Below are 21,502 nucleotides of genomic sequence, written 5' to 3' on the forward strand. Positions count from 1 at the left end.
ATGAACGGTAAATGCCGTCTGTTGATATTCGGCCATTCATCACGGCCAACGGGCGTTCCAGACGCAACCTTGGCTTAAATGCCCTGCCCGCTGGAGCGGGGCGGGTGTCGCCTGTTACCATTCGCCGCTTGATCGTTCTTTGCTTTTCATTCTTTTCGAGACATGCCATGACCACCGTCCGCACTCGCATCGCGCCATCGCCTACCGGGGATCCCCACGTAGGTACCGCTTACATCGCACTGTTCAACTACTGCTTTGCCAAGCAGCACGGCGGTGAGTTCATCCTGCGGATCGAAGACACCGATCAGTTGCGTTCGACCCGCGAGTCCGAACAGCAGATCTTCGACGCCCTGCGCTGGCTGGGTATCGACTGGAGCGAAGGCCCGGACGTCGGCGGCCCGCACGGCCCGTACCGTCAAAGCGAGCGCGGCGATATCTACCAGAAGTACTGCCAGCAACTGGTCGACATGGGCCACGCCTTCCCGTGCTTCTGCACCGCTGAAGAGCTGGACCAGATGCGCGCCGAGCAAATGGCTCGCGGCGAAACTCCGCGTTACGACGGCCGTGCGCTGCTGCTGTCCAAGGAAGAAGTCGCCCGTCGTCTGGCTGCTGGCGAGCCGCACGTGATCCGCATGAAAGTGCCGAGCGAAGGCGTGTGCGTGGTCCCGGACATGCTGCGTGGCGATGTCGAGATCCCTTGGGATCGCATGGACATGCAAGTGCTGATGAAGACCGACGGCCTGCCGACGTACTTCCTGGCCAACGTGGTCGACGATCACCTGATGGGCATCACTCACGTTCTGCGTGGCGAAGAATGGCTGCCGTCGGCGCCGAAACTGATCCTGCTTTACGAGTACTTCGGCTGGGAACAGCCGGAGCTGTGTTACATGCCGCTGCTGCGTAACCCGGACAAGAGCAAGCTGTCCAAGCGCAAGAACCCGACTTCGGTGACATTCTACGAGCGCATGGGCTTCATGCCTGAGGCGATGCTCAACTACCTGGGCCGCATGGGCTGGTCGATGCCGGACGAGCGCGAGAAGTTCTCGCTGCAGGAAATGGTCGACAACTTCGACCTCAAGCGTGTGTCGCTGGGTGGTCCGATTTTCGATATCGAGAAACTGTCGTGGCTCAACGGCCAGTGGCTGCGTGATCTGCCGGTGGAAGAGTTTGCCGCGCGGGTACAGAAGTGGGCGTTCAATTCCGAATACATGATGAAGATCGCACCGCACGTTCAGGGCCGTGTCGAAACCTTCAGCCAGGTTGCACCGCTGGCCGGGTTCTTCTTCGCCGGTGGCGTGAACCCGGATGCCAAGCTGTTCGAGTCGAAGAAGCTCTCGGGTGATCAGGTTCGTCAACTGATGCAGTTGATCCTGTGGAAACTGGAAAGCCTGCGTCAGTGGGAGAAGGACAGCATCACCGCGACGATTCAGGCGGTGGTTGAATCCCTCGAGCTGAAGTTGCGTGACGCGATGCCGCTGATGTTTGCTGCAATCACAGGGCAGGCGAGTTCGGTGTCGGTGCTCGATGCGATGGAAATCCTCGGGCCGGACCTGACCCGTTTCCGTCTGCGCCAGGCGATTGACCTGCTGGGCGGCGTTTCGAAGAAAGAAAACAAAGAGTGGGAAAAGCTGTTGGGCGCCATCGCCTGATTGCGTTTGACTCTGCAGGACGCACCGAAGGTCAGGATCTTTTGATCCCGTCCTTCGGCGTTTTCCCCCGAATTTACGGGGGGAGGGCGGTAAGTGATTGTTATGCCGACAAAAAATTTTGAATTTTTTCAAAAAATAAGTTTGACAGCCTTTCGATACGCCCTTAAGATTCGCCCCGTCCTCAGCGATGACATCAACGATGAGGGGCTATAGCTCAGCTGGGAGAGCGCTTGCATGGCATGCAAGAGGTCGACGGTTCGATCCCGTCTAGCTCCACCAATTTACACTTCGAAGCCTGGCCACACCGGCTTCGAAGCGATCAACACTCAGCGTTGATCAGTTGTATAGAAGGGTTTGCGTCCCCTTCGTCTAGTGGCCTAGGACACCGCCCTTTCACGGCGGTAACAGGGGTTCGAGTCCCCTAGGGGACGCCAGTTTTACAGAAGTGATGTTGCAAAACGTCGCTCCGCCGAGAGGCGAAAAATCCGGGGCTATAGCTCAGCTGGGAGAGCGCCTGCATGGCATGCAGGAGGTCAGCGGTTCGATCCCGCTTAGCTCCACCAATTTACAGTTCAAGGTCTGGCCACACCGGCCTTGAATCGATCAGTACTCAGCGCTGATCAGTTGTATAGAAGGTTTGTGTCCCCTTCGTCTAGTGGCCTAGGACACCGCCCTTTCACGGCGGTAACAGGGGTTCGAGTCCCCTAGGGGACGCCACGATTACCCGCTCTGCGGGATTTTATAAGGGTCATTCAATTATTGAATGGCCCTTTTGTTTGTCTGGCGTTTGGCCAAATCCTCTTTTTCCTTAACACTGTGCTTCAGACCAGCGGTCACGCTTGTGACTTGCGGAATATTATTATGAGAATAATATTGCTATCGTAATATTCGGAGGCGACGATGAACGACAAGAAAGCTCAAACCCGCGAACGCATTCTCAAGGCCGCCAGTGCTGCACTGATCCAGCGTGGCCCGGCTGAACCGAGCGTGGGCGAAGTGATGGGTGCGGCCGGCCTGACCGTCGGTGGTTTCTACGCACACTTCGAAAGCAAGGACGCGATGATGCTTGAGGCGTTCAAGCAATTGCTCGGTCGCCGTCGCGACCTGATTGCCGACATGGACAGCGAGCTGACCGGCGAAGAGCGCCGCGCCCTGGTGGCTGCGTTCTACCTGTCGCGCAAGCATCGCGATTCCAGTGATTCGGCCTGCCCGATTCCGGCCTCCATCGGCGAGTTGGGCCGTCTGCCGGAGGCGTTCCGGATCGCGTTGAACGAGCATCTGGAATTAATGATTGCGCAGTTGGCCGCAGCGCCGGAAGACACCGACAAAGCACTGGCCGATGTGGCCCTGATGGTGGGTGGTCTGGCGCTCGCAAGGGCGTTGGGCCCTGGGGATTTATCCGATCGATTGCTGCGCGCTGCCAAGTCGGCGGTGCGTTGACCTGAAGGCTACAAGCCCGGGGAGAGAGCGATGAGCACGTTGAAGTGGGTTCGCGGCGTTAATGGCACCTTGGGCTGGTTCGCACCGAAACTGGTGGCGAGCAAAATGCGGTTGGCGTTCATGACGCCGCGCGCGAATACACCGCGGGACTGGGAATTGCCGCTGCTGGCGAAATCAGAACGCATTACCCTGCGTTTTGGTCTCTCGGCCCTGCGTTGGGGGCAAGGTCCGACGGTTTTGCTGATGCACGGTTGGGAAGGGCGACCCACCCAGTTTGCCGCGTTGATTACTGCACTGGTCGACGCGGGTTACACCGTTGTAGCGCTTGATGGTCCCGCCCACGGACGCTCGCCGGGGCGCGAAGCCAACGTGGTGCTGTTCGCCCGGGCGATGCTTGAAGCCGCTGCCGAATTGCCGCCGTTGCAAGCGGTCATCGGTCACTCCATGGGCGGCGCCAGCGCCATGCTCGCGGTGCAATTGGGCTTGCGCACCGAAACCCTGGTCAGCATTGCCGCTCCGGCGCGGATTCTTGGTGTGTTGCGCGGATTTGCCCGTTACGTCGGCATGCCGCCCAGAGCGCGTTCGGCGTTCATTCGGCAAGTCGAACAGGACGTCGGTATGCGCGCCGCCACCCTTGATGTCGCCCACTATCAACTGGATATGCCGGGCCTGATCGTGCATGCCGAGGACGACACCTTTGTCCCGGTCAAGGAATCCCAACTGATCCACGAATCCTGGTTCGACAGCCGACTGCTGCGCCTGGAAGCCGGCGGCCATCAGCGCGTACTGGCCGACCCTCGGGTGATTGATGGCGTGTTATCACTGCTGGCCGGGCGCAGCCTTCAGGCGCGGCAATCGGCGTAGTCATCCGTTACACTGCCCCGGTTGAATCATTTGACCGGGAGTAGGGCATGGGCTGGGATCGGGCAACGCCGTTTACCATTGATCTGCAAGTGGGCGCCGAGGACATAGACGGGCTGGGCCACGCCAACAACGCGGTCTACGTGACCTGGCTCGAACGTTGCGCCTGGCGCCATTCGCAGCGCCTGGGTCTGGATCTGGTGGAGTACCGACGTCTGGATCGGGCAATGGCTGTTGTGCGGCACGAAATCGACTATCTGGCCGCCGCCTACGAAGGCGATGAACTGCAACTGGCGACGTGGATCGTCGATTGGGATCAGCGCCTGAAAATGACCCGTCACTTCCAGCTGATTCGCCCCAGCGACAACGCCACGCTGCTGCGCGCGCAGACCACCTTCGTCTGCATCGAACTGTCCACCGGCAAGCCCAAGCGCATGCCTGCCGAGTTCATCGAAGGCTACGGTCCGGCCATACAGACGGCGGACATGGGTTTAACCCGCGAAACCCAGTAAACTGCCGCACGTTTTTCCTTGAGTGTGTGTTTCCCATGCAAATTGCTCTGGCGCCGATGGAAGGGTTGGTCGACGACATCCTGCGCGATGTCCTGACCCGTGTCGGCGGTATTGACTGGTGCGTGACCGAGTTCATCCGGGTCAACGACCAGTTGCTGACCCCGGCCTATTTCCACAAGTTCGGCCCCGAACTGCTCAACGGTGCGCGCACGGCTTCCGGTGTGCCATTGCGTGTGCAATTGCTGGGTTCCGATCCGGTGTGCCTGGCGGAAAACGCGGCGCTGGCCTGCGAGCTGGGTTCTGAAGTGATCGACTTGAACTTCGGATGCCCGGCCAAGACCGTCAACAAGTCCCGTGGCGGCGCGGTACTGCTCAAGGAGCCGGAGCTGCTCAACCAGATCGTCGAGCACGTGCGTCGCGCCGTTCCTGCACACATTCCCGTCACCGCCAAGATGCGCCTGGGTTTCGACAGCCCGGACGGCTCGCTGGTGTGCGCCACCGCGCTGGCCGAGGGCGGTGCCGAGCACATCGTGGTTCACGCCCGGACCAAGGTCGACGGTTACAAGCCGCCGGCCCATTGGGAGTGGATCCCGCGCGTGCAGGACGTGGTCAAGGTGCCGGTGTTCGCCAACGGCGATATCTGGAGCGTCGAAGACTGGCGCCGCTGTCGGGAAATCAGCGGCGTCGAAGACATCATGCTCGGTCGTGGTCTGGTGTCGCGTCCGGATCTGGCCAGGCAGATCGCCGCCGCCCGTGCCGGCGAGGAAGTCGTCGAGATGACGTGGGTCGAGCTGATGCCGCTGATCCAGGACTTCTGGCTGCAAGCCAAAGCGCAAATGACGCCGCGCCAATCGCCGGGCCGTTTGAAGCAGTGGCTGGCCATGTTGACCCGCAATTATCCTGAGGCCGCCGAGCTGTTTACCGTGCTGCGCCGGGAGACCGAGCCGGATCAGGTCTCGCGTTTACTGGGTTTGCCGGTCGCCGAAGCGGCCTGAAAAAATCTTCAAACGATCTCTTGAAAACATAACGCAGGTCCCTATCTAAGGGTTACGCGATGCCGAATTCGGGTCGCGGAGACAAAAAACTTGCTGATTGTTTTCAGGAGATTTGAACCATGAGTACTGCATTTTCCCTCGCACCACTGTTCCGTTCCTCGGTAGGCTTCGACCGTTTCAACGACCTGTTCGAAACTGCCCTGCGCAACGAGCCAGGCAGCACCTATCCGCCTTACAACGTCGAAAAACACGGTGACGATCAATACCGCATCGTCGTGGCGGCAGCCGGTTTCCAGGAAGAAGACCTGGAGCTGCAAGTCGAGAAAGGTGTGCTGACCATCAGTGGCGGCAAACGTGATGCCAACGAAGGCGTCACTTTCCTGCACCAGGGCATCGCCCAGCGTGCATTCAAGTTGTCGTTCCGCCTGGCCGATCACATCGAGATCAAGGCCGCCGGCCTGAGCAACGGTCTGTTGAGCATCGACCTGTTGCGCGTGATCCCGGAAGAGGCGAAAGCCAAGCGCATCCCGATCAACGGGGTGCAGAAGCCGGCTCTGCAATAAGCCGAACGATAAGAAGGGCGCCGAAAGGCGCCCTTTTTTGTGCTCGTTATTCCAGCAATCCTTTCAGCCCTTCCAGTGGCAACGGCCGGCTGTGCAGATAACCCTGATACAAATGGCAGCCCAATCCTTGCAGGAAGGCCAGTTGCTCCGGGGTTTCCACGCCTTCGGCGATCACTTCCAGTTCCAGGCTGCGGGCCATGGCGACGATGGCGCGGATGATCTCGGCGTCGTTGGGGTCGGTGGTGGCGTCGCGGATGAACGACTGATCGATCTTCAGCGTGTCCACCGGCAATCGTTTCAGATAGGTCAGCGATGAATAACCGGTGCCGAAATCGTCCATGGCAAAACTCACGCCGAGTTTTTTCAGGCGACGCATTTTGCTGATGGTGTCTTCCAGGTTCTGTATGACGATGCCTTCAGTGATCTCCAGTTTCAGCAGCGAGCAGGGCAGGCCGTGGCTGCTCATGCTGCGCTCGATACGCTCGACGAAGTCGTTCTGGCGAAACTGCCGGGGGCTGATGTTCACGCACAGACTGAAGGCCAGAGGATCGATCAGCTTTTCGGCGATCAATTGCTTGAAGGCTTCGCACGCCTCATCGAGGATCCAGGTGCCGACCTCCAGAATCAGCCCGCTGTCCTCCAGCACCTTGATGAATTCGGTGGGCGATTGCGCGCCGAGTTCCGGGTGATTCCAGCGCACCAGGGCTTCGGCGCCGATGATGCGGTTGTCCTGGGCGTCGATCTGCGGCTGGTAGTGCACGTCGAATTCGCCCCGGGACAGCGCCAGGCGCAGGTCGGTTTCCATCCGCAGCCGTTCGCTGGCCGCTTTCTGCATGGTGTTGTGGTACATCTGCGTGGTGTTGCGTCCCGAATCCTTGGCCCGGTACAGCGCAATGTCGGCGCGTTTGAGCAGGTCGGTCGGAGTCGAGCCGTGATCGGGAATCAGCGCCACGCCGATGCTCGGCGTCACTTGCAGGCGCTGGCCGTCGAGGAACATCGGCTCCGACAGCAGTTCACGAATGGTGTCGGCCAGCTCGCGCACCTGAACGCTGACTTCATTGCGCGTGCCTTCCAGACCGCTGAGCAGCACCACGAACTCATCGCCACCGAGCCGCGCCACGGTGTCTTCCATGCGCACGCTGGCCTCAAGCCGCGCGGTGATGATTTTCAGCACCGTGTCGCCGACCGGGTGCCCCAGCGAGTCGTTGATGTGCTTGAAGTGATCCAGGTCGAGAAACAGCAGCGCACCGCGCAGGTTGTGGCGCTTGAGCAGGGCGATCTGCTGGCTCAGGCGATCCATCAGCAGCGCGCGGTTGGGCAGGTTGGTCAGCGGATCGTGATAAGCCAGATGGCGGATCTGCGCTTCGGCGTTCTTCAGCAGGCTGACGTCCCGCGCCGTGAGTAACAGGCAGGCGGTTTCGTTGAGAGTGATCGGTTCGACCGAGACTTCCACCGTCAGTATCTCGCCGCGCTTGTTGCGCCCGAGCATTTCCTGATGGTGCACGCGGCCCTTGATCTGCAGCTCGGCGAGCAGTGCCGAGCGCTGTTTTTCCTCGGCCCAGATGCCGACCTGATACACAGTCTTTCCCACCACTTCGTCGGCGCGATAGCCGGTGAGGCGACAGAAACCGTCGTTGACCTCCAGATAGCGCCCGGTATCGCGCTCGGTGATGGTGATCGCGTCGGGGCTGGAGTGAAACGCCTTGGCGAATTTCTCTTCGCTGGCCTTGAGCGCCGCTTCCGAGCGCTGTTGCTGGGTAATGTCGCGCAGCGTGGTGACGATGCACGGCTGGTTGCCGACGCTGATCTGGCGGCTGGAAATCACGCAGGTCAGCGACTGACCGTCCTTGTGCTGGACGATGATCGCGACATTGCTCAGGCCCTGTTCGCGGATCACCCGTTCGATGCGTTGCAGGCTTTTTGCCGAGGCGTCCCACAGGCCGATTTCTTCGGCGGTGTGGCCGATCACATCAGTGGCGCTCCAGCCGAAGGTTTGGGAAAAGCTGGAATTGATCTCAATGAATTCCCCGGTTTCCTGTCGGGTCACGCAGATCGGGTCGGGGCTGACCTGGAACAACGTGGCGAATTTCTCTTCCGAAGCCACCAATCGTTGCTCGCGTTCAACCTGATCGGTGATGTCCAGCAGGGTGCCGGCCATGCGTAGCGGCGCGCCGTTGTCGTCGCGATAGAGGCGGGCGCGACTTTCCAGATAACGCGAGCTGCCGTCCGGCAGTTGCACGCGGTAAGTCAGCTGATAATTGCCGGCCGGGCCTTCTCGCAGGCTGCGATAGGCGTCGCGCATGCTGTCGCGCTCTTCGCCGGGGACGCCCTCGAAGAACTCTTCGAACGATTCATGGAACGGTTTCGGCTCCAGGCCGTGTAATTGCGCAGCGCGGGCCGAGCCGTAGAGCATGCCGCTGGGAATGTGCCAGTCCCAGGTGCCGAGCTGCGCCGAATCCAGCGCGAGGTCGAGGCGTTCCTGGCTGTCTTTCAGGGCATGTTCGGCGACTTTGCGTTCGGTGGTGTCGAGAAAGGTGCTGAGCAGGTACGGCTGGCCTTCGAGTTCGACCTTTTGCGCACTGAGGATGCCGTCGTGGATCTGGCCGTTGCTGGCGCGGAACTGCACTTCCATGCTGACCAGTTCGCCCTTGGCCTTGGTCTTCTTGACCAGCTCCGCCCGTTGCTCGGGATGTACCCAAAGGCCCAGTTCCAGGGTGGTGCGGCCGATGGCGCTCTGCACCGGCCAGCCGAACAGACTTTCGAAGTACTGGTTGGCCTCGCTGATCAGGCCGTCTTCCTGGCGGGTCAGCAGGACCATGTTCGGGCAGAGGTGGAACAGCGTGGCGAAACGTTTTTCGGAGCTGCTGAGGGCCTGTTCCCGCTGACGCTGGTGGGTGATTTCGCGGATCACCCCGATCATTCGGGGCCGGCCGTGTTTGTCCGGCAGCAGGCTGCCGTTGATCTCCAGCCAGTGCAGGCTGCCGTCGGGCCAGCGGATGCGGTGGTGCATCGCCTGTTCCAGCGGCGCGCCGGCGATTACGGCGTGGAAGGCGCGGATGGTTTTCGCCCGGTCTTCCGGCGGCAACAAGTCGAGGTATTCCAGGTCTTCGGGCAGCGGTTGTCGCGGATCGAAGCCGAACAAGGCCTGAGTGCCGCGCGACCAACTGATCTGGCCGCGCTCGATGTCCCAATACCAGGCGCCGAGCCGGGCGCCGTTGAGCGCCGCGAGCAATTGTGGCGCGCTCTCCCAGCTCTGTTCGGAACGCCGTGGATCAATGGCCTGAATACGCGGCATCGGCGGAATACGGTCAACAGATTTCGGCATTGTCGAGAGGCCTTGAGCTGATTGGGGCGTTTGGCACAGGGACGGCAGCTCTATAGGAGTAGCACAAGTTAGCCGAGAGTCCCTGGCAGATCGATTTGAGCGTCCAGCAGGGCCATAAACGCCCTTGCAGCATTCGACAGCGTCCTTTCAGTGTGCAGGATATAGCCTAGCTGGCGACTGAGCTGTATGCCCGGTAAAGGTATGCGTGCCACCTGTTCATCGAGCATCGTGCGCGGCAGAACGCTCCAGGCCAGGCCGATCGACACCATCATCTTGATGGTTTCCAGGTAGTTGGTGCTCATGGCGATGTTCGGCGTCAGGCCCTGAGCCTCGAACAGCCGCTGCACAATATGGTGGGTAAAGGTGTTGCCGCCGGGGAAAACCGCCGGATGGCCGGCAATGTCCGCCAATGTGACGGCGCCGTTGCTGATCAATGAATGCTCCGGGGCGACCACGAAATCCAGCGGGTCATCCCAGACCGGCGTGGCCTTGACCAGCGTGTGCGGTTCCGGCGCCAGGGTGATGACTGCCAGTTCTGCCCGACCATGGAGAATTTCCTCGTAGGCCACTTCCGAATCGAGGAACTGAATATCCAGCGCCACCTGTGGGTAACGACGGGTGTATTCCCTTAATAAGGGTGGCAAGCGATGCAGGCCGATGTGGTGACTGGTGGCCAGGGTCAGACGACCGGTGACTTCGCCGGTCAGGTTGGTCAGGGCGCGGCGGGTGTCGTCGAGCACATTGAGAATCTGATAAGCCCGTGGCAGCAGGGCCCGGCCGGCCTCGGTCAGGCCCACTTCACGACCGAGCCGGTCGAACAGCCGCACATTCAATTGCTGCTCCAGCCCGGCGATGCGTTTGCTGATCGCCGGTTGCGTGAGGTGCAGCCGTTCACCGGCGCCGGAGAAGCTTCCGGTCTCGGCAATCGCGATAAAAGCATTGAGGTTGGCCAGGTCCATGTTCGTATTCCAGTTGGTTATCCAAAGCATAAAAAATATGAATTTGAGTTATTTAATCTAACCTCATAGGATCGGCCTCACAAGCCAAAGGGTTATTGATAAGCCCAGGGCATAGAAACAAGCTGATGAGGAACCGTCTGATGGCCGGCAAAACGCTCTACGACAAGCTCTGGGATTCGCATTTGGTCAAGCAGCGCGACGATGGCTCGGCGCTGATCTATATCGATCGTCACATCATCCACGAAGTGACCTCGCCGCAAGCCTTCGAAGGCCTGCGTCTGGCCGGGCGCAAGCCGTGGCGCATCGATGCCAACATCGCCACCCCGGACCACAACGTACCGACCACCCCGGAGCGCAAGGGCGGCATCGAAGCCATTGCCGACCAGGTCTCGCGTTTGCAGGTTCAGACCCTCGACGATAACTGTGATGAATACGGCATCGTCGAATTCAAGATGAACGACGTGCGCCAGGGCATTGTTCACGTGATCAGCCCGGAGCAGGGCGCGACCTTGCCGGGCATGACCGTGGTTTGCGGCGACTCGCACACCTCGACCCACGGCGCGTTCGGCGCCTTGGCCCACGGGATCGGCACTTCCGAGGTCGAGCATGTGCTCGCCACCCAGTGCCTGGTCGCCAAGAAAATGAAGAACATGCTGGTGCGCGTCGAAGGCCAGTTGCCGTTCGGCGTGACCGCCAAGGACATCGTACTCGCGGTGATCGGCAAGATCGGCACCGCTGGCGGTAACGGCCATGCCATCGAGTTCGCCGGCAGCGCGATTCGCGACCTGTCCATCGAAGGCCGCATGACCATCTGTAACATGTCCATCGAAGCCGGTGCCCGCGTGGGCCTGGTGGCGGCGGATCAGAAGACTGTGGATTACGTCAACGGTCGTCCTTTCGCACCGAAAGGCGCCGAGTGGGATCTGGCTGTCGAGTCCTGGAAAGATCTGGTGTCCGACGCCGACGCGCATTTCGACACCGTGGTCGAGCTCGACGCCGCGCAGATCAAGCCGCAGGTCAGCTGGGGCACTTCGCCGGAAATGGTCTTGGCCGTTGATCAGAACGTGCCGGACCCGGCCAAAGAGATGGATCTGGTCAAACGCGACTCGATCGTCCGTGCCTTGAAATACATGGGTTTGACCGCCAATCAGGCGATCACCGACATTCAACTCGATCGCGTATTCATCGGCTCCTGCACCAACTCGCGGATCGAAGACTTGCGCGCTGCCGCGGTGATCGCCAAGGGCCGCAAGGTTGCGTCGACCATCAAGCAGGCCATCGTGGTTCCGGGCTCGGGTCTGGTGAAGGCGCAGGCCGAGGCCGAAGGTCTGGACAAGATCTTCCTCGAAGCCGGTTTCGAATGGCGTGAGCCGGGTTGCTCGATGTGCCTGGCGATGAATCCGGACCGCTTGGAGTCCGGCGAGCATTGCGCCTCGACGTCCAACCGTAACTTCGAAGGCCGTCAGGGCGCCGGTGGCCGTACCCACCTCGTCAGCCCGGCCATGGCCGCTGCGGCGGCGGTGAACGGTCGTTTCATCGACGTTCGTGAATTGATCTAAAGGAGCGCAGCATGAAAGCTTTTACCCAGCACACTGGTCTCGTCGCGCCTCTGGATCGTGCCAACGTCGACACCGACCAGATCATTCCGAAGCAGTTTCTGAAGTCGATCAAGCGCACCGGTTTCGGTCCGAACCTGTTCGACGAGTGGCGTTACCTCGATGTGGGTCAGCCGTATCAGGACAACTCCAAGCGTCCGCTGAACAAGGAGTTCGTGCTCAACGCCGAGCGTTATCAAGGCGCCAGCGTGCTACTGGCCCGCGAGAACTTCGGTTGCGGCTCCAGCCGTGAGCACGCGCCGTGGGCGCTGGAAGAGTACGGTTTCCGCAGCATCATCGCGCCGAGCTACGCCGACATCTTCTTCAACAACAGCTTCAAGAACGGCTTGCTGCCGATCATCCTGAGCGACGCAGAAGTCGACGAGCTGTTCAAGCAAGTCGAGGCCGCGCCGGGCTATCAGTTGCAGATCGATCTGCACGAGCAGACCGTGACCAGCCCAAATGGCAAGGTCTATCGCTTCGAGATCGACGCTTTCCGCAAACACTGCCTGCTCAACGGCCTGGACGACATCGGCCTGACCTTGCAGGACGGCGATGCGATTGCCGCGTTTGAAGCGAAGCATCGCGCGAGTCAGCCGTGGTTGTTCCGCGACGCGTGATTGATTCGAGATTGATGTAGTCAGGTCTGGCCTCATCGCTGGCAAGCCAGCTCCCACAGGTTTGATGAACACCGCAAACATTGTGGGAGCTGGCTTGCCAGCGATGGGGGCAGACCAAGCAACCCAAAATCAAAGGGAAGTACTCATGACCAGCACCGCCCAGCACAGTCAGGTTGTACAAAAGCAATTCGGTGAACAGGCCGCCGCCTACCTGAGCAGCGCCGTTCACGCTCAAGGCACTGAATTTGCGCTGCTGCAGGCTGAACTGGCGGGGCAGGGCGAGGCGCGGGTGCTGGACCTGGGATGCGGCGCCGGGCACGTGAGTTTTCACGTCGCTCCGTTGGTGAAGGAAGTGGTGGCGTACGACCTGTCGCAGCAGATGCTCGACGTGGTCGCCGCCGCTGCCGTTGATCGCGGCTTGAGCAACGTGTCCACGGTCAACGGCGCCGCCGAGCGTCTGCCGTTTATCGATGGTGAGTTCGACTTCGTGTTCAGCCGCTATTCGGCGCACCATTGGAGCGATCTCGGCGTGGCCTTGCGCGAAGTGCGTCGGGTGCTGAAGCCGGGCGGCGTGGCGGCGTTCATCGATGTGCTGTCGCCGGGCAGTCCGCTGTTCGACACCTATTTGCAGAGTGTCGAAGTGCTGCGCGATACCAGCCATGTGCGCGATTATTCGGCCGGTGAGTGGTTGCGTCAGGTCAGTGAAGCCGGTCTGCACACCCGCAGCACCTCGCGTCAGCGCCTGCGTCTGGAGTACAACAGCTGGGTCGAGCGCATGCGCACACCCGAAGTGATGCGCGCCGCGATCCGCCAGTTGCAGCAATCGATGGGCAACGAAGTGCGCGAATATTTTGAGATTGAGGCCGATGGTTCGTTCAGTACAGATGTACTGGTGCTCTGGGCTGAAAAGTAATCCTGAAACGATAAGTATTTTTCCGGGCGCGCCAGCCGATGGCGCACCGACTGAAGACACGAGGAAAGCATGAGCAAGCAGATTCTGATTCTCCCAGGCGACGGTATTGGTCCGGAAATCATGGCCGAAGCGGTCAAGGTGCTGGAACTGGCCAACGACAAGTACAGCCTGGGCTTCGAGCTGAGCCATGACGTGATCGGTGGCGCCGCCATCGACAAGCACGGCGTGCCGCTGGCCGACGAAACCCTCGATCGTGCCCGTGCTGCCGACGCGGTGTTGCTGGGCGCCGTGGGCGGCCCGAAATGGGACACCATCGAGCGTGACATCCGCCCTGAGCGCGGCCTGCTGAAGATCCGTGCGCAACTGGGTCTGTTCGGCAACCTGCGTCCGGCGATTCTGTACCCGCAACTGGCTGACGCTTCGAGCCTGAAACCGGAAATCGTTGCCGGCCTGGACATCCTGATCGTCCGTGAGCTGACCGGCGGCATCTACTTCGGCGCGCCACGCGGCACCCGTACTCTGGAAAACGGCGAGCGCCAGTCCTACGACACGCTGCCTTACAGCGAAAGCGAAATACGCCGCATCGCCCGTGTCGGTTTCGACATGGCCATGGTTCGTGGCAAGAAGCTGTGCTCGGTGGACAAGGCCAACGTGCTGGCGTCCAGCCAACTGTGGCGTGAAGTGGTCGAGCAGGTCGCCAAGGATTACCCGGACGTCGAGCTGAGCCACATGTACGTCGACAACGCCGCCATGCAACTGGTGCGTGCGCCGAAGCAGTTCGACGTGATCGTCACCGACAACATGTTCGGCGACATCCTGTCCGACGAAGCGTCGATGCTCACCGGCTCCATCGGCATGCTGCCGTCGGCCTCGCTGGACGCCAACAACAAGGGCATGTACGAGCCTTGCCACGGTTCGGCGCCGGACATCGCCGGCAAAGGCATCGCCAACCCGCTGGCGACCATTCTGTCGGTGTCGATGATGTTGCGTTATAGCTTCAATCTGCACGAAGCGGCGGATGCCATCGAGAAAGCGGTCAGCGTGGTGCTGGATCAAGGTCTGCGCACCGGCGACATCTTTTCGACCGGTTGCACTAAAGTCGGTACGCAGGAAATGGGTGACGCAGTAGTCGCCGCGCTGCGGAATCTGTAATCTCTCGGGCCCGCTGCGAAATTCAATACAAAGCAGCGGCCCACTTTTCAAGAAGGTGTAGTTGCGATGAAACGTGTAGGTCTGATCGGTTGGCGCGGCATGGTCGGTTCCGTGCTCATGCAGCGGATGCTGGAAGAGCAGGATTTCGATCTTATCGAGCCGGTGTTTTTCACCACTTCCAATGTCGGTGGCCAAGGCCCGTCCGTGGGCAAGGACATTGCTCCGCTCAAGGACGCTTACAGCATTGAAGAGCTGAAGACCCTCGACGTGATCCTGACCTGCCAGGGCGGCGACTACACCAGCGAAGTGTTCCCGAAGCTGCGCGAAGCCGGCTGGCAGGGTTACTGGATCGACGCGGCCTCGAGCCTGCGGATGAACGACGACGCCGTCATCATCCTCGACCCGGTCAACCGCAAGGTCATCGACCAGCAGCTGGACGCGGGCACCAAGAACTACATCGGCGGCAACTGCACCGTCAGCCTGATGCTGATGGGCCTGGGCGGTCTGTTCGAGGCCGGTCTGGTCGAATGGATGAGCGCCATGACCTATCAGGCGGCTTCCGGTGCCGGCGCGCAGAACATGCGTGAACTGATCAAGCAGATGGGCGCGACCCACGCCGCTGTCGCCGATCAACTGGCCGATCCTGCCAGCGCGATCCTCGACATCGACCGTCGTGTGGCCGAAGCCATGCGCAGCGATGCGTACCCGACCGAAAACTTCGGTGTACCGCTGGCCGGCAGCCTGATCCCGTGGATCGACAAGGAACTGCCGAACGGCCAGAGCCGCGAAGAGTGGAAGGCCCAGGCCGAGACCAACAAGATCCTCGGCCGCTTCAAGAGCCCGATCCCGGTCGATGGCATCTGCGTGCGCATTGGCGCCATGCGTTGCCACAGCCAGGCACTGACCATCAAGCTGAACAAGGACGTGCCGATCGCCGACATCGAAGGGCTGATCAGCCAGCACAACCCTTGGGTCAAACTGGTGCCGAACCAGCGCGAAATCAGCATGCAGGAGCTGAGCCCGACGAAAGTCACCGGCACCCTGAACGTACCGGTCGGTCGTCTGCGCAAGCTGAACATGGGTTCGCAGTTCGTCGGTGCTTTCACCGTCGGCGACCAGCTGCTGTGGGGCGCGGCCGAACCGCTGCGTCGCATGCTGCGGATCCTGCTTGAGCGTTGATCGCTTGATGCAATGAAAGAACCCGTGCCTTGCAAGAGGCGCGGGTTTTTTTTGCCTGCGTGGCGGCCACCCGGTAAAGTGCCGCTCCCCCCGTTTCGCCAGAGGTAGCAACATGACCCAGACCCTTGATATTGCCGTGATCGGCGCCACCGGTACTGTCGGCGAAACCCTGGTGCAGATTCTTGAAGAGCGCGACTTCCCGGTCGGCACCTTGCACCTGTTGGCCAGCAGCGAATCCGCCGGTAGCTCCGTGCTGTTTCGCAACAAGAACGTGCGCGTGCGTGAAGTCGACGAGTTCGATTTCAGCAAGGTCAAGCTTGCGTTCTTCGCCGCCGGGCCGGCCATCACCCTGAGTTACGCTGCCCGCGCTCACGCGGCGGGTTGTTCGCTGGTCGACCTGTCCGGTGCGTTGCCGGCGGATCAGGCGCCGCAAGTGGTGCCGGAAGCCAATGCCAATGTACTGGTCGGTTTGGAAGTGCCGTTCCAGGTCAGCAGTCCGAGCCCGTCGGCCACCACATTGGCCGTGGTGCTGGCACCGTTGCTCGATCTGATCGAGCTGCAATATGTGCATGTCACCGCCAATCTGGCGGTTTCCGCCCAGGGCCGCGAAGCCGTGACCGAGCTGGCGCGCCAGACCGCCGAGCTGCTGAACATGCGTCCGCTGGAGCCGACATTCTTCGATCGGCAGATGGCTTTCAACCTGCTGGCTCAGGTCGGTACGCCCGACGCGCAAGGCCATACGCTGCTGGAAAAACGTCTGGTGCGCGAGCTGCGTCAGGTGCTGGCCAAGCCTTTATTAAAGATTTCCGCAACTTGCGTTCAAGCCCCGGTGTTTTTTGGCGATAGCTTTAGCGTGACCTTGCAGTCAGCGAGCGCGGTCGACCTGGAAAAGGTCAACGCCGCACTTGAGGACGCCGAGGGCATCGAGCTGGTCGAGGCCGGAGATTATCCAACCGCCGTTGGTGACGCGGTGGGGCAGGACGTGGTCTACGTCGGGCGCGTGCGCGCCGGTGTCGACGAGCCGTCGGAACTTAATCTGTGGCTGACGTCAGATAACGTACGCAAAGGTGCGGCCCTCAACGCCGTGCAGGTCGCCGAGTTGTTGATAAAAGACCTGCTGTAAAAGATACTTGGCAACAATTTGTCGACTGATTCTAGCCGGGCGCTATGCTTGGCCGGAGCACTCGATGACGTGTCACCCTCCGGGACTTTCCGGGGCATCAAAGAAATGATCGCGCGCGGCATGCAGTCGTCGTCGCGCGCAATGCCTTACGGCAGCGATATTCAACATCTTCTCGCTGGCCGAGGAACGTTCAAACAAAGGAAGAGGCTATGGTTCAAGTTCGCAAACTGGTGTTAGCAATAGCGGCCGCCTCGGCGCTGTCCTCCGGTATGGCGCATGCCCTCGGGCTCGGGGAGCTGACCCTGAAGTCGACCCTGAACCAGCCGCTGGTGGCGGAAATCGAGCTGCTCGATGTCAAGGATCTGACCGCTGCCGAAGTGGTGCCGAGCCTGGCTTCGCCTGAAGATTTCGCCAAGGCCGGCGTCGATCGCCAGGCCTTCCTCAATGATCTGACGTTCACCCCGGTGCTCAACGCCAGCGGCAAGAGCGTGCTGCGCGTGACCTCGAGCAAGCCGCTGTCGGAACCGATGGTGAAATTTCTCGTACAGGTGATGTGGCCGAACGGTCGTCTGCTGCGTGATTACAGCGTGTTGCTGGATCCGTCGAAGTTCTCGCCGCAGACCGCTGATGCCGCCGCTCAGCCTGCGCCGGCGCAAACCATCACTGCACCGACCACTGGCGCCACGCATTCGACCCATACCACCACGCCGCGCGACACCCTGTGGGAGATCGCTGCCAAGGCGCGCACCGGCGGTTCGGTACAGCAGACCATGCTGGCGATCCAGGCCCTGAACCCGGACGCGTTCATTGGCGGCAACATCAACCGCCTGAAAACCGGTCAGGTGTTGCGTCTGCCGGATCAGGTGCAAAGTACCGCGCTGCCGCAGTCCAAAGCGATTGCCGAAGTGGCGGCGCAGAACGAAGCCTGGCGTCAGGGCCGTCGTTATGTGGCCAAGCCGGGCACCGGTCAGCAGCAGCTCGATGCGACCAATCGTGGCCGCGCCAATACCGGTGCTGCGCAAAACGCCAAAGACAACCTGAGCCTGGTGTCCGCCGAAAGCGCCAAGGCGCGTGGCAAGGGCCCGGCCGGCGATGCCAAGGCTCTGAGCAACAAACTGGCGGTCACTCAGGAAAGTCTCGACACCACCCGTCGCGATAACGAAGAACTGAAAAGCCGCATGGCCGATCTGCAAAGCCAGCTGGACAAGCTGCAACGCCTGATCGAGCTGAAGAACAATCAACTGGCAAAAATGCAGGCCGAAGGTTCGGGCGCTGCTCCCGCGACCGCTGCCACTGCGCCAGTGGTGCCAGCGATCACCGCGGAACTGGCTGCCACGCCGCCGGCTACTCCGGCAGAAGCGGCACCCGCCGCGCCTGCGCCTGAGGCTGCTGCTCCGGCCCCGGTCGAGCCGGTTGTCGAGCCTGTGGTTGAAACCAAACCGGCTGCCGATGACGAGAAAACCTTCAATGAACTGCTGACCAATCCGATCCTGCTGGGTCTGGTCGGTGGCGGTGCGGTGGTTCTGCTGCTCCTGCTGTTGCTGCTGGCTCGTCGCCGCAAGGCGCAACAGGAAGCCGATAAACATCTGCGCATGGCCCGTGCCCTGGAGGAGCAATCCTTCTCCCAGGACCTCGATCTGCCGGAAAGCAGTTTCGAAGGCCTGGAAGTGCCAGCCGCCAGCGTCAAGCTGACCCCGGCTCCAGCTCCAGCTCCAGCTCCAGCTCCAGCTCCAGCTCCGGCGCCTGCCGCCGCTGCTGCTGTAGTTGCGCCAGTCGTGATGGTCGAGCCGATCGCCGCGCCGCTGGTGGCGCCGGCCGCCGAGCGTTCCGACGACGTGCTGGACAAGGCACAGTCGCACATCGACGGCGGTCGTCTGAATCAAGCCGCCGCGTTGCTGGAGGAGGGCGTGAGCCTGGAGCCGCAGCGCAGTGATCTGCGTCTGAAACTGATGGAAGTTTACGGTCGCCAGGGTGATCGCGATGCGTTCGTCGGTCAGGAGCGCCAACTGGTTGCCAATGGCGACAACTTCGCCAAGGTCGAAGAGCTGAAAAGCCGCTTCCCGGCCATGGCGGTCGTCGCTGCCGGCGGCTTGGCGGCGGCGGCCCTTGCCGCCGAGCTGGACGAGGATTACGTCAAGGAGCTGTTGCTCGACGAGCCTGAAGCGCCTGCTGCGGCTGATGACGAACTGGACAGCGCTTTCGACCTGAGCCTCGACGATCTCGACAACATCACGCCAGTAGAACCTGTGGCGGCTGTCGAGCCGGAGGCGCCGGTCGAGCTGGACGCGTTCCCGACTGATGACGATCTGAGCTTCGAGTCGGTGTTGCAACAGCAGACCGACATCAAGGAAAACCTCGACGACCTGTCGGACTTCGATCTGGATCTGGACCTCGGTGCCGATCCTGCGCCTGCGCCGGTCGAGTTGGCAGACGATGACTTCCTGCTGGATCTGGACGAGGGCGTGAAGGATCTGCCGCTGGTCGAAACCCCGGCCGTGGCCGACGTGCCGCAGGACGACCTGGAGTTGCCAGCCGATTTCGACCTGTCCCTGGCTGATGAAATGGACGCGGCGCCTGCCGAGCCGGATGCGTTCGCCGCCGAACTGGACGACGTCAACGCCGAGCTGGATCGCCTGTCTAGCAGCATCAACGAGCCAAGCTTCACCGAGGCTGATGCCGCGTTGGGCGATGATCTGGGTGAGGATGACTTCGACTTCCTGGCCGGTACCGACGAAGCCGCTACCAAGCTCGATCTGGCTCAGGCCTACATCGACATGGGTGACAACGACGGTGCGCGCGACATCCTCAATGAAGTCATCAGCGAGGGGAACGACAAGCAGAAGAGCGAAGCGAGCGAAATGCTTTCGCATCTGGCCTGAGTCGGCATTCAGCGGTAAACAAAACGGCAGCCCATGAGGCTGCCGTTTTTGTTTGGGTCTGGTTTCCCCGTCCCGCCGCCTTATAATGCCCGCCTTTGTAGATCAGCAGGCTGTACCGACTTGGCAAACATAGATAACCCGGCCGCCGAAATGGCACCCGAAGGCTTTTTCCGCGTCGCGCTGGGCGTTGAATACAAGGGCTCGCGCTACAGCGGCTGGCAGCGCCAGTCCACCGGTGTGCTCACCGTGCAGGAAACCCTGGAAAAAGCCCTGTCGAAGGTCGCCGACTCGCCGATCTCGTTGCAATGTGCCGGGCGCACCGATGCCGGTGTGCATGCCTGCGGGCAGGTGGTGCATTTCGACACCCAGGTCGACCGTTCGCTGAAAGCCTGGGTCATGGGCGCCAACATCAATCTGCCCCATGACATCAGTGTCAGTTGGGCCAAGATCATGCCGGCGCATTTCCATGCACGATTCAAGGCGATTGCCCGGCGCTATCGCTACGTGATCTACAACGATCAGATCCGCCCGGCGCATCTCAACGAAGAGATCACCTGGAATCACCGTCCGCTGGACGTTGAGCGTATGGCCGAAGCCGCGCAGTACCTGATCGGTACCCATGATTTCAGTGCGTTCCGTGCCGGCCAGTGCCAGGCCAAGTCGCCGATCAAGAAGATGCACCACCTGCGCGTGACCCGTCACGGCAAAATGATCGTGCTGGACATCCGCGCCAACGCGTTCCTGCACCACATGGTGCGCAACATCGCCGGTGTGCTGATGACTATCGGTGCCGGCGAGCGGCCGGTGGAGTGGATGAAAGAAGTGCTGGAGAGTCGCGAGCGGCGTTCCGGCGGGGTCACGGCGCATCCGTTCGGCCTGTATCTGGTACAGGTCGAGTACCACGACGAGTTCCCGTTGCCCGAGCGTTTCATCGGGCCACATTTCCTTACGGGTTTCTCGGAACTTGACGGCTGACGCCCTCGAACGCATTTGTTACCATCCGGGACTTTCTCGGATTTGCCTTGGGGTTTTTATCGACATGTCAGCCGTTCGCAGCAAGATTTGCGGGATTACCCGCATAGAAGATGCGTTGGCAGCCGTCGAGGCCGGGGCCGATGCCATCGGTTTTGTGTTCTACGCTAAAAGTCCCCGGGCCGTGACCGTGCAGCAGGCGCGGGCGATCATCGCCGCCTTGCCGCCGTTCGTGACCACGGTCGGGTTGTTCGTCAATGCCAGCCGCTGCGAGCTCGGGGAAATCCTCGATGCCGTGCCGCTGGATCTGTTGCAGTTCCACGGCGACGAAACCGCCGCCGATTGTGAAGCCTGGCATCGGCCGTACATCAAGGCCTTGCGGGTCAAGGCGGGCGATAACATTGCCGCTGCCTGCGATGCCTACCCAAGCGCCAGCGGCGTGCTGCTCGACACTTATGTCGAAGGCGTGCCTGGCGGAACCGGCGAGGCGTTCGACTGGTCATTGATTCCGCAGGGTTTGAGCAAACCGTTGATTCTGGCCGGCGGCCTGACGCCGGAGAACGTCGCCGATGCGATTGCCCGGGTGCGGCCGTATGCCGTGGATGTCAGCGGCGGGGTGGAGGCAAGCAAGGGCATCAAGGATCACGCAAAGATTCGTGCATTCATCAACGCCGTACGCTGATGTGACGGCTGGCAGACTGCCGCCGTCCACAGCTCTGTAGAAAAGAGGCTGAGGGTCTTTTCGGGGTGTACGCAGGTCAGTTC

17 protein-coding genes and 4 tRNA genes are annotated in these 21,502 nt (G+C 61.1%); 19 read left to right on the plus strand and 2 right to left on the minus strand.

The genetic code is table 11. The annotated features are described in order from the left end of the window. Nucleotides 1-167: 167 nt before the first annotated feature. From gltX to IHQ43_RS09850, 10 genes are all read left to right on the plus strand, one after another. Nucleotides 168-1,649, plus strand: coding sequence for a glutamate--tRNA ligase (gltX, locus tag IHQ43_RS09805; protein WP_007956429.1), 1,482 nt, complete (start codon nucleotides 168-170; stop codon nucleotides 1,647-1,649). A 203-nt stretch (nucleotides 1,650-1,852) separates the two neighbouring features. After that, a tRNA-Ala gene (locus tag IHQ43_RS09810) sits at nucleotides 1,853-1,928 on the plus strand. Nucleotides 1,929-2,007: 79 nt separating this feature from the next. Further along, nucleotides 2,008-2,083: transfer RNA gene (locus IHQ43_RS09815), tRNA-Glu, on the plus strand. 53 nt (nucleotides 2,084-2,136) lie between these two features. Then, nucleotides 2,137-2,212 (plus strand) — tRNA-Ala (locus IHQ43_RS09820). Nucleotides 2,213-2,290: 78 nt separating this feature from the next. Then, a tRNA-Glu gene (locus IHQ43_RS09825) sits at nucleotides 2,291-2,366 on the plus strand. Between the two features lie 183 nt (nucleotides 2,367-2,549). Next, complete coding sequence (locus tag IHQ43_RS09830) at nucleotides 2,550-3,089, plus strand: TetR/AcrR family transcriptional regulator (protein ID WP_039770145.1); 540 nt, start codon at nucleotides 2,550-2,552, stop codon at nucleotides 3,087-3,089. Between the two features lie 30 nt (nucleotides 3,090-3,119). After that, a complete protein-coding gene (locus tag IHQ43_RS09835) occupies nucleotides 3,120-3,953 on the plus strand; it encodes an alpha/beta fold hydrolase (RefSeq protein ID WP_192564183.1) in 834 nt (277 codons plus the stop codon). A 47-nt stretch (nucleotides 3,954-4,000) separates the two neighbouring features. After that, complete coding sequence (locus tag IHQ43_RS09840) at nucleotides 4,001-4,462, plus strand: acyl-CoA thioesterase (RefSeq protein ID WP_127797473.1); 462 nt, start codon at nucleotides 4,001-4,003, stop codon at nucleotides 4,460-4,462. Nucleotides 4,463-4,497: 35 nt separating this feature from the next. Beyond that, nucleotides 4,498-5,457: a tRNA dihydrouridine synthase gene (locus IHQ43_RS09845; protein ID WP_192564184.1), complete on the plus strand. Its 960-nt coding sequence runs from the start codon at nucleotides 4,498-4,500 to the stop codon at nucleotides 5,455-5,457. 119 nt (nucleotides 5,458-5,576) lie between these two features. After that, on the plus strand, nucleotides 5,577-6,020 hold the full coding sequence (locus IHQ43_RS09850; protein WP_192564185.1) for an Hsp20 family protein: 444 nt from the start codon (nucleotides 5,577-5,579) through the stop codon (nucleotides 6,018-6,020). 46 nt (nucleotides 6,021-6,066) lie between these two features. Here IHQ43_RS09850 and IHQ43_RS09855 read toward each other — a convergent pair whose 3' ends face one another. Together IHQ43_RS09855 and IHQ43_RS09860 are read right to left on the minus strand one after the other, a co-directional pair. Then, nucleotides 6,067-9,345 carry a bifunctional diguanylate cyclase/phosphodiesterase gene (locus IHQ43_RS09855; protein WP_192564186.1) on the minus strand — a complete coding sequence of 1,093 codons (3,279 nt, stop codon included), beginning with the start codon at nucleotides 9,343-9,345 and terminating at the stop codon, nucleotides 6,067-6,069. 68 nt (nucleotides 9,346-9,413) lie between these two features. Then, nucleotides 9,414-10,304, minus strand: a complete 891-nt coding sequence (locus tag IHQ43_RS09860) for a LysR family transcriptional regulator (RefSeq protein WP_007956444.1) — start codon at nucleotides 10,302-10,304, stop codon at nucleotides 9,414-9,416. A 140-nt stretch (nucleotides 10,305-10,444) separates the two neighbouring features. On the opposite strand from IHQ43_RS09860, the gene leuC reads away from it, so the two are divergent. From leuC to IHQ43_RS09905, 9 genes are all read left to right on the plus strand, one after another. After that, nucleotides 10,445-11,863, plus strand: coding sequence for a 3-isopropylmalate dehydratase large subunit (leuC, locus tag IHQ43_RS09865; protein ID WP_007956445.1), 1,419 nt, complete (start codon nucleotides 10,445-10,447; stop codon nucleotides 11,861-11,863). Nucleotides 11,864-11,874: 11 nt separating this feature from the next. Next, nucleotides 11,875-12,519 (plus strand): 3-isopropylmalate dehydratase small subunit, encoded by a 645-nt coding sequence (gene leuD / locus IHQ43_RS09870; protein ID WP_007956446.1) that lies wholly within the window; start codon nucleotides 11,875-11,877, stop codon nucleotides 12,517-12,519. Nucleotides 12,520-12,664: 145 nt separating this feature from the next. Next, complete coding sequence (locus tag IHQ43_RS09875; RefSeq protein WP_192564187.1) at nucleotides 12,665-13,432, plus strand: class I SAM-dependent methyltransferase; 768 nt, start codon at nucleotides 12,665-12,667, stop codon at nucleotides 13,430-13,432. 69 nt (nucleotides 13,433-13,501) lie between these two features. Beyond that, complete coding sequence (leuB, locus tag IHQ43_RS09880) at nucleotides 13,502-14,584, plus strand: 3-isopropylmalate dehydrogenase (protein WP_192564188.1); 1,083 nt, start codon at nucleotides 13,502-13,504, stop codon at nucleotides 14,582-14,584. 66 nt (nucleotides 14,585-14,650) lie between these two features. Further along, a complete protein-coding gene (gene asd / locus IHQ43_RS09885; protein ID WP_007956451.1) occupies nucleotides 14,651-15,763 on the plus strand; it encodes an aspartate-semialdehyde dehydrogenase in 1,113 nt (370 codons plus the stop codon). A 112-nt stretch (nucleotides 15,764-15,875) separates the two neighbouring features. Further along, nucleotides 15,876-16,886, plus strand: a complete 1,011-nt coding sequence (locus IHQ43_RS09890; RefSeq protein ID WP_192564189.1) for an aspartate-semialdehyde dehydrogenase — start codon at nucleotides 15,876-15,878, stop codon at nucleotides 16,884-16,886. A gap of 209 nt (nucleotides 16,887-17,095) precedes the next feature. Continuing rightward, nucleotides 17,096-19,765 (plus strand): motility hub landmark protein FimV, encoded by a 2,670-nt coding sequence (locus IHQ43_RS09895; protein WP_192564190.1) that lies wholly within the window; start codon nucleotides 17,096-17,098, stop codon nucleotides 19,763-19,765. A 150-nt stretch (nucleotides 19,766-19,915) separates the two neighbouring features. Next, entirely contained in the window at nucleotides 19,916-20,740 is an 825-nt protein-coding gene (gene truA / locus IHQ43_RS09900; RefSeq protein ID WP_192564970.1) for a tRNA pseudouridine(38-40) synthase TruA, read from the plus strand. A gap of 64 nt (nucleotides 20,741-20,804) precedes the next feature. Continuing rightward, complete coding sequence (locus tag IHQ43_RS09905; protein ID WP_192564191.1) at nucleotides 20,805-21,419, plus strand: phosphoribosylanthranilate isomerase; 615 nt, start codon at nucleotides 20,805-20,807, stop codon at nucleotides 21,417-21,419. Nucleotides 21,420-21,502 lie beyond the last annotated feature (83 nt).

It is taken from the genome of Pseudomonas gozinkensis (genome assembly GCF_014863585.1).
GTDB lineage: Bacteria > Pseudomonadota > Gammaproteobacteria > Pseudomonadales > Pseudomonadaceae > Aquipseudomonas > Aquipseudomonas gozinkensis.

What these genes read in the sequence shown, in the direction of transcription:
- IHQ43_RS09850 (WP_192564185.1), top strand. Translation starts at nt 5,577, where the DNA reads ATGAGTACTGCATTTTCCCTCGCACCACTGTTCCGTTCCTCGGTAGGC.
- IHQ43_RS09835 (WP_192564183.1), top strand. Translation starts at nt 3,120, where the DNA reads ATGAGCACGTTGAAGTGGGTTCGCGGCGTTAATGGCACCTTGGGCTGG.
- IHQ43_RS09855 (WP_192564186.1), bottom strand. Translation starts at nt 9,345, where the DNA reads ATGCCGAAATCTGTTGACCGTATTCCGCCGATGCCGCGTATTCAGGCC.
- IHQ43_RS09830 (WP_039770145.1), top strand. Translation starts at nt 2,550, where the DNA reads ATGAACGACAAGAAAGCTCAAACCCGCGAACGCATTCTCAAGGCCGCC.
- truA (WP_192564970.1), top strand. Translation starts at nt 19,916, where the DNA reads ATGGCACCCGAAGGCTTTTTCCGCGTCGCGCTGGGCGTTGAATACAAG.
- IHQ43_RS09845 (WP_192564184.1), top strand. Translation starts at nt 4,498, where the DNA reads ATGCAAATTGCTCTGGCGCCGATGGAAGGGTTGGTCGACGACATCCTG.
- IHQ43_RS09875 (WP_192564187.1), top strand. Translation starts at nt 12,665, where the DNA reads ATGACCAGCACCGCCCAGCACAGTCAGGTTGTACAAAAGCAATTCGGT.
- leuD (WP_007956446.1), top strand. Translation starts at nt 11,875, where the DNA reads ATGAAAGCTTTTACCCAGCACACTGGTCTCGTCGCGCCTCTGGATCGT.
- leuC (WP_007956445.1), top strand. Translation starts at nt 10,445, where the DNA reads ATGGCCGGCAAAACGCTCTACGACAAGCTCTGGGATTCGCATTTGGTC.
- leuB (WP_192564188.1), top strand. Translation starts at nt 13,502, where the DNA reads ATGAGCAAGCAGATTCTGATTCTCCCAGGCGACGGTATTGGTCCGGAA.
- IHQ43_RS09860 (WP_007956444.1), bottom strand. Translation starts at nt 10,304, where the DNA reads ATGGACCTGGCCAACCTCAATGCTTTTATCGCGATTGCCGAGACCGGA.
- IHQ43_RS09890 (WP_192564189.1), top strand. Translation starts at nt 15,876, where the DNA reads ATGACCCAGACCCTTGATATTGCCGTGATCGGCGCCACCGGTACTGTC.
- asd (WP_007956451.1), top strand. Translation starts at nt 14,651, where the DNA reads ATGAAACGTGTAGGTCTGATCGGTTGGCGCGGCATGGTCGGTTCCGTG.
- IHQ43_RS09895 (WP_192564190.1), top strand. Translation starts at nt 17,096, where the DNA reads ATGGTTCAAGTTCGCAAACTGGTGTTAGCAATAGCGGCCGCCTCGGCG.
- IHQ43_RS09905 (WP_192564191.1), top strand. Translation starts at nt 20,805, where the DNA reads ATGTCAGCCGTTCGCAGCAAGATTTGCGGGATTACCCGCATAGAAGAT.
- IHQ43_RS09840 (WP_127797473.1), top strand. Translation starts at nt 4,001, where the DNA reads ATGGGCTGGGATCGGGCAACGCCGTTTACCATTGATCTGCAAGTGGGC.
- gltX (WP_007956429.1), top strand. Translation starts at nt 168, where the DNA reads ATGACCACCGTCCGCACTCGCATCGCGCCATCGCCTACCGGGGATCCC.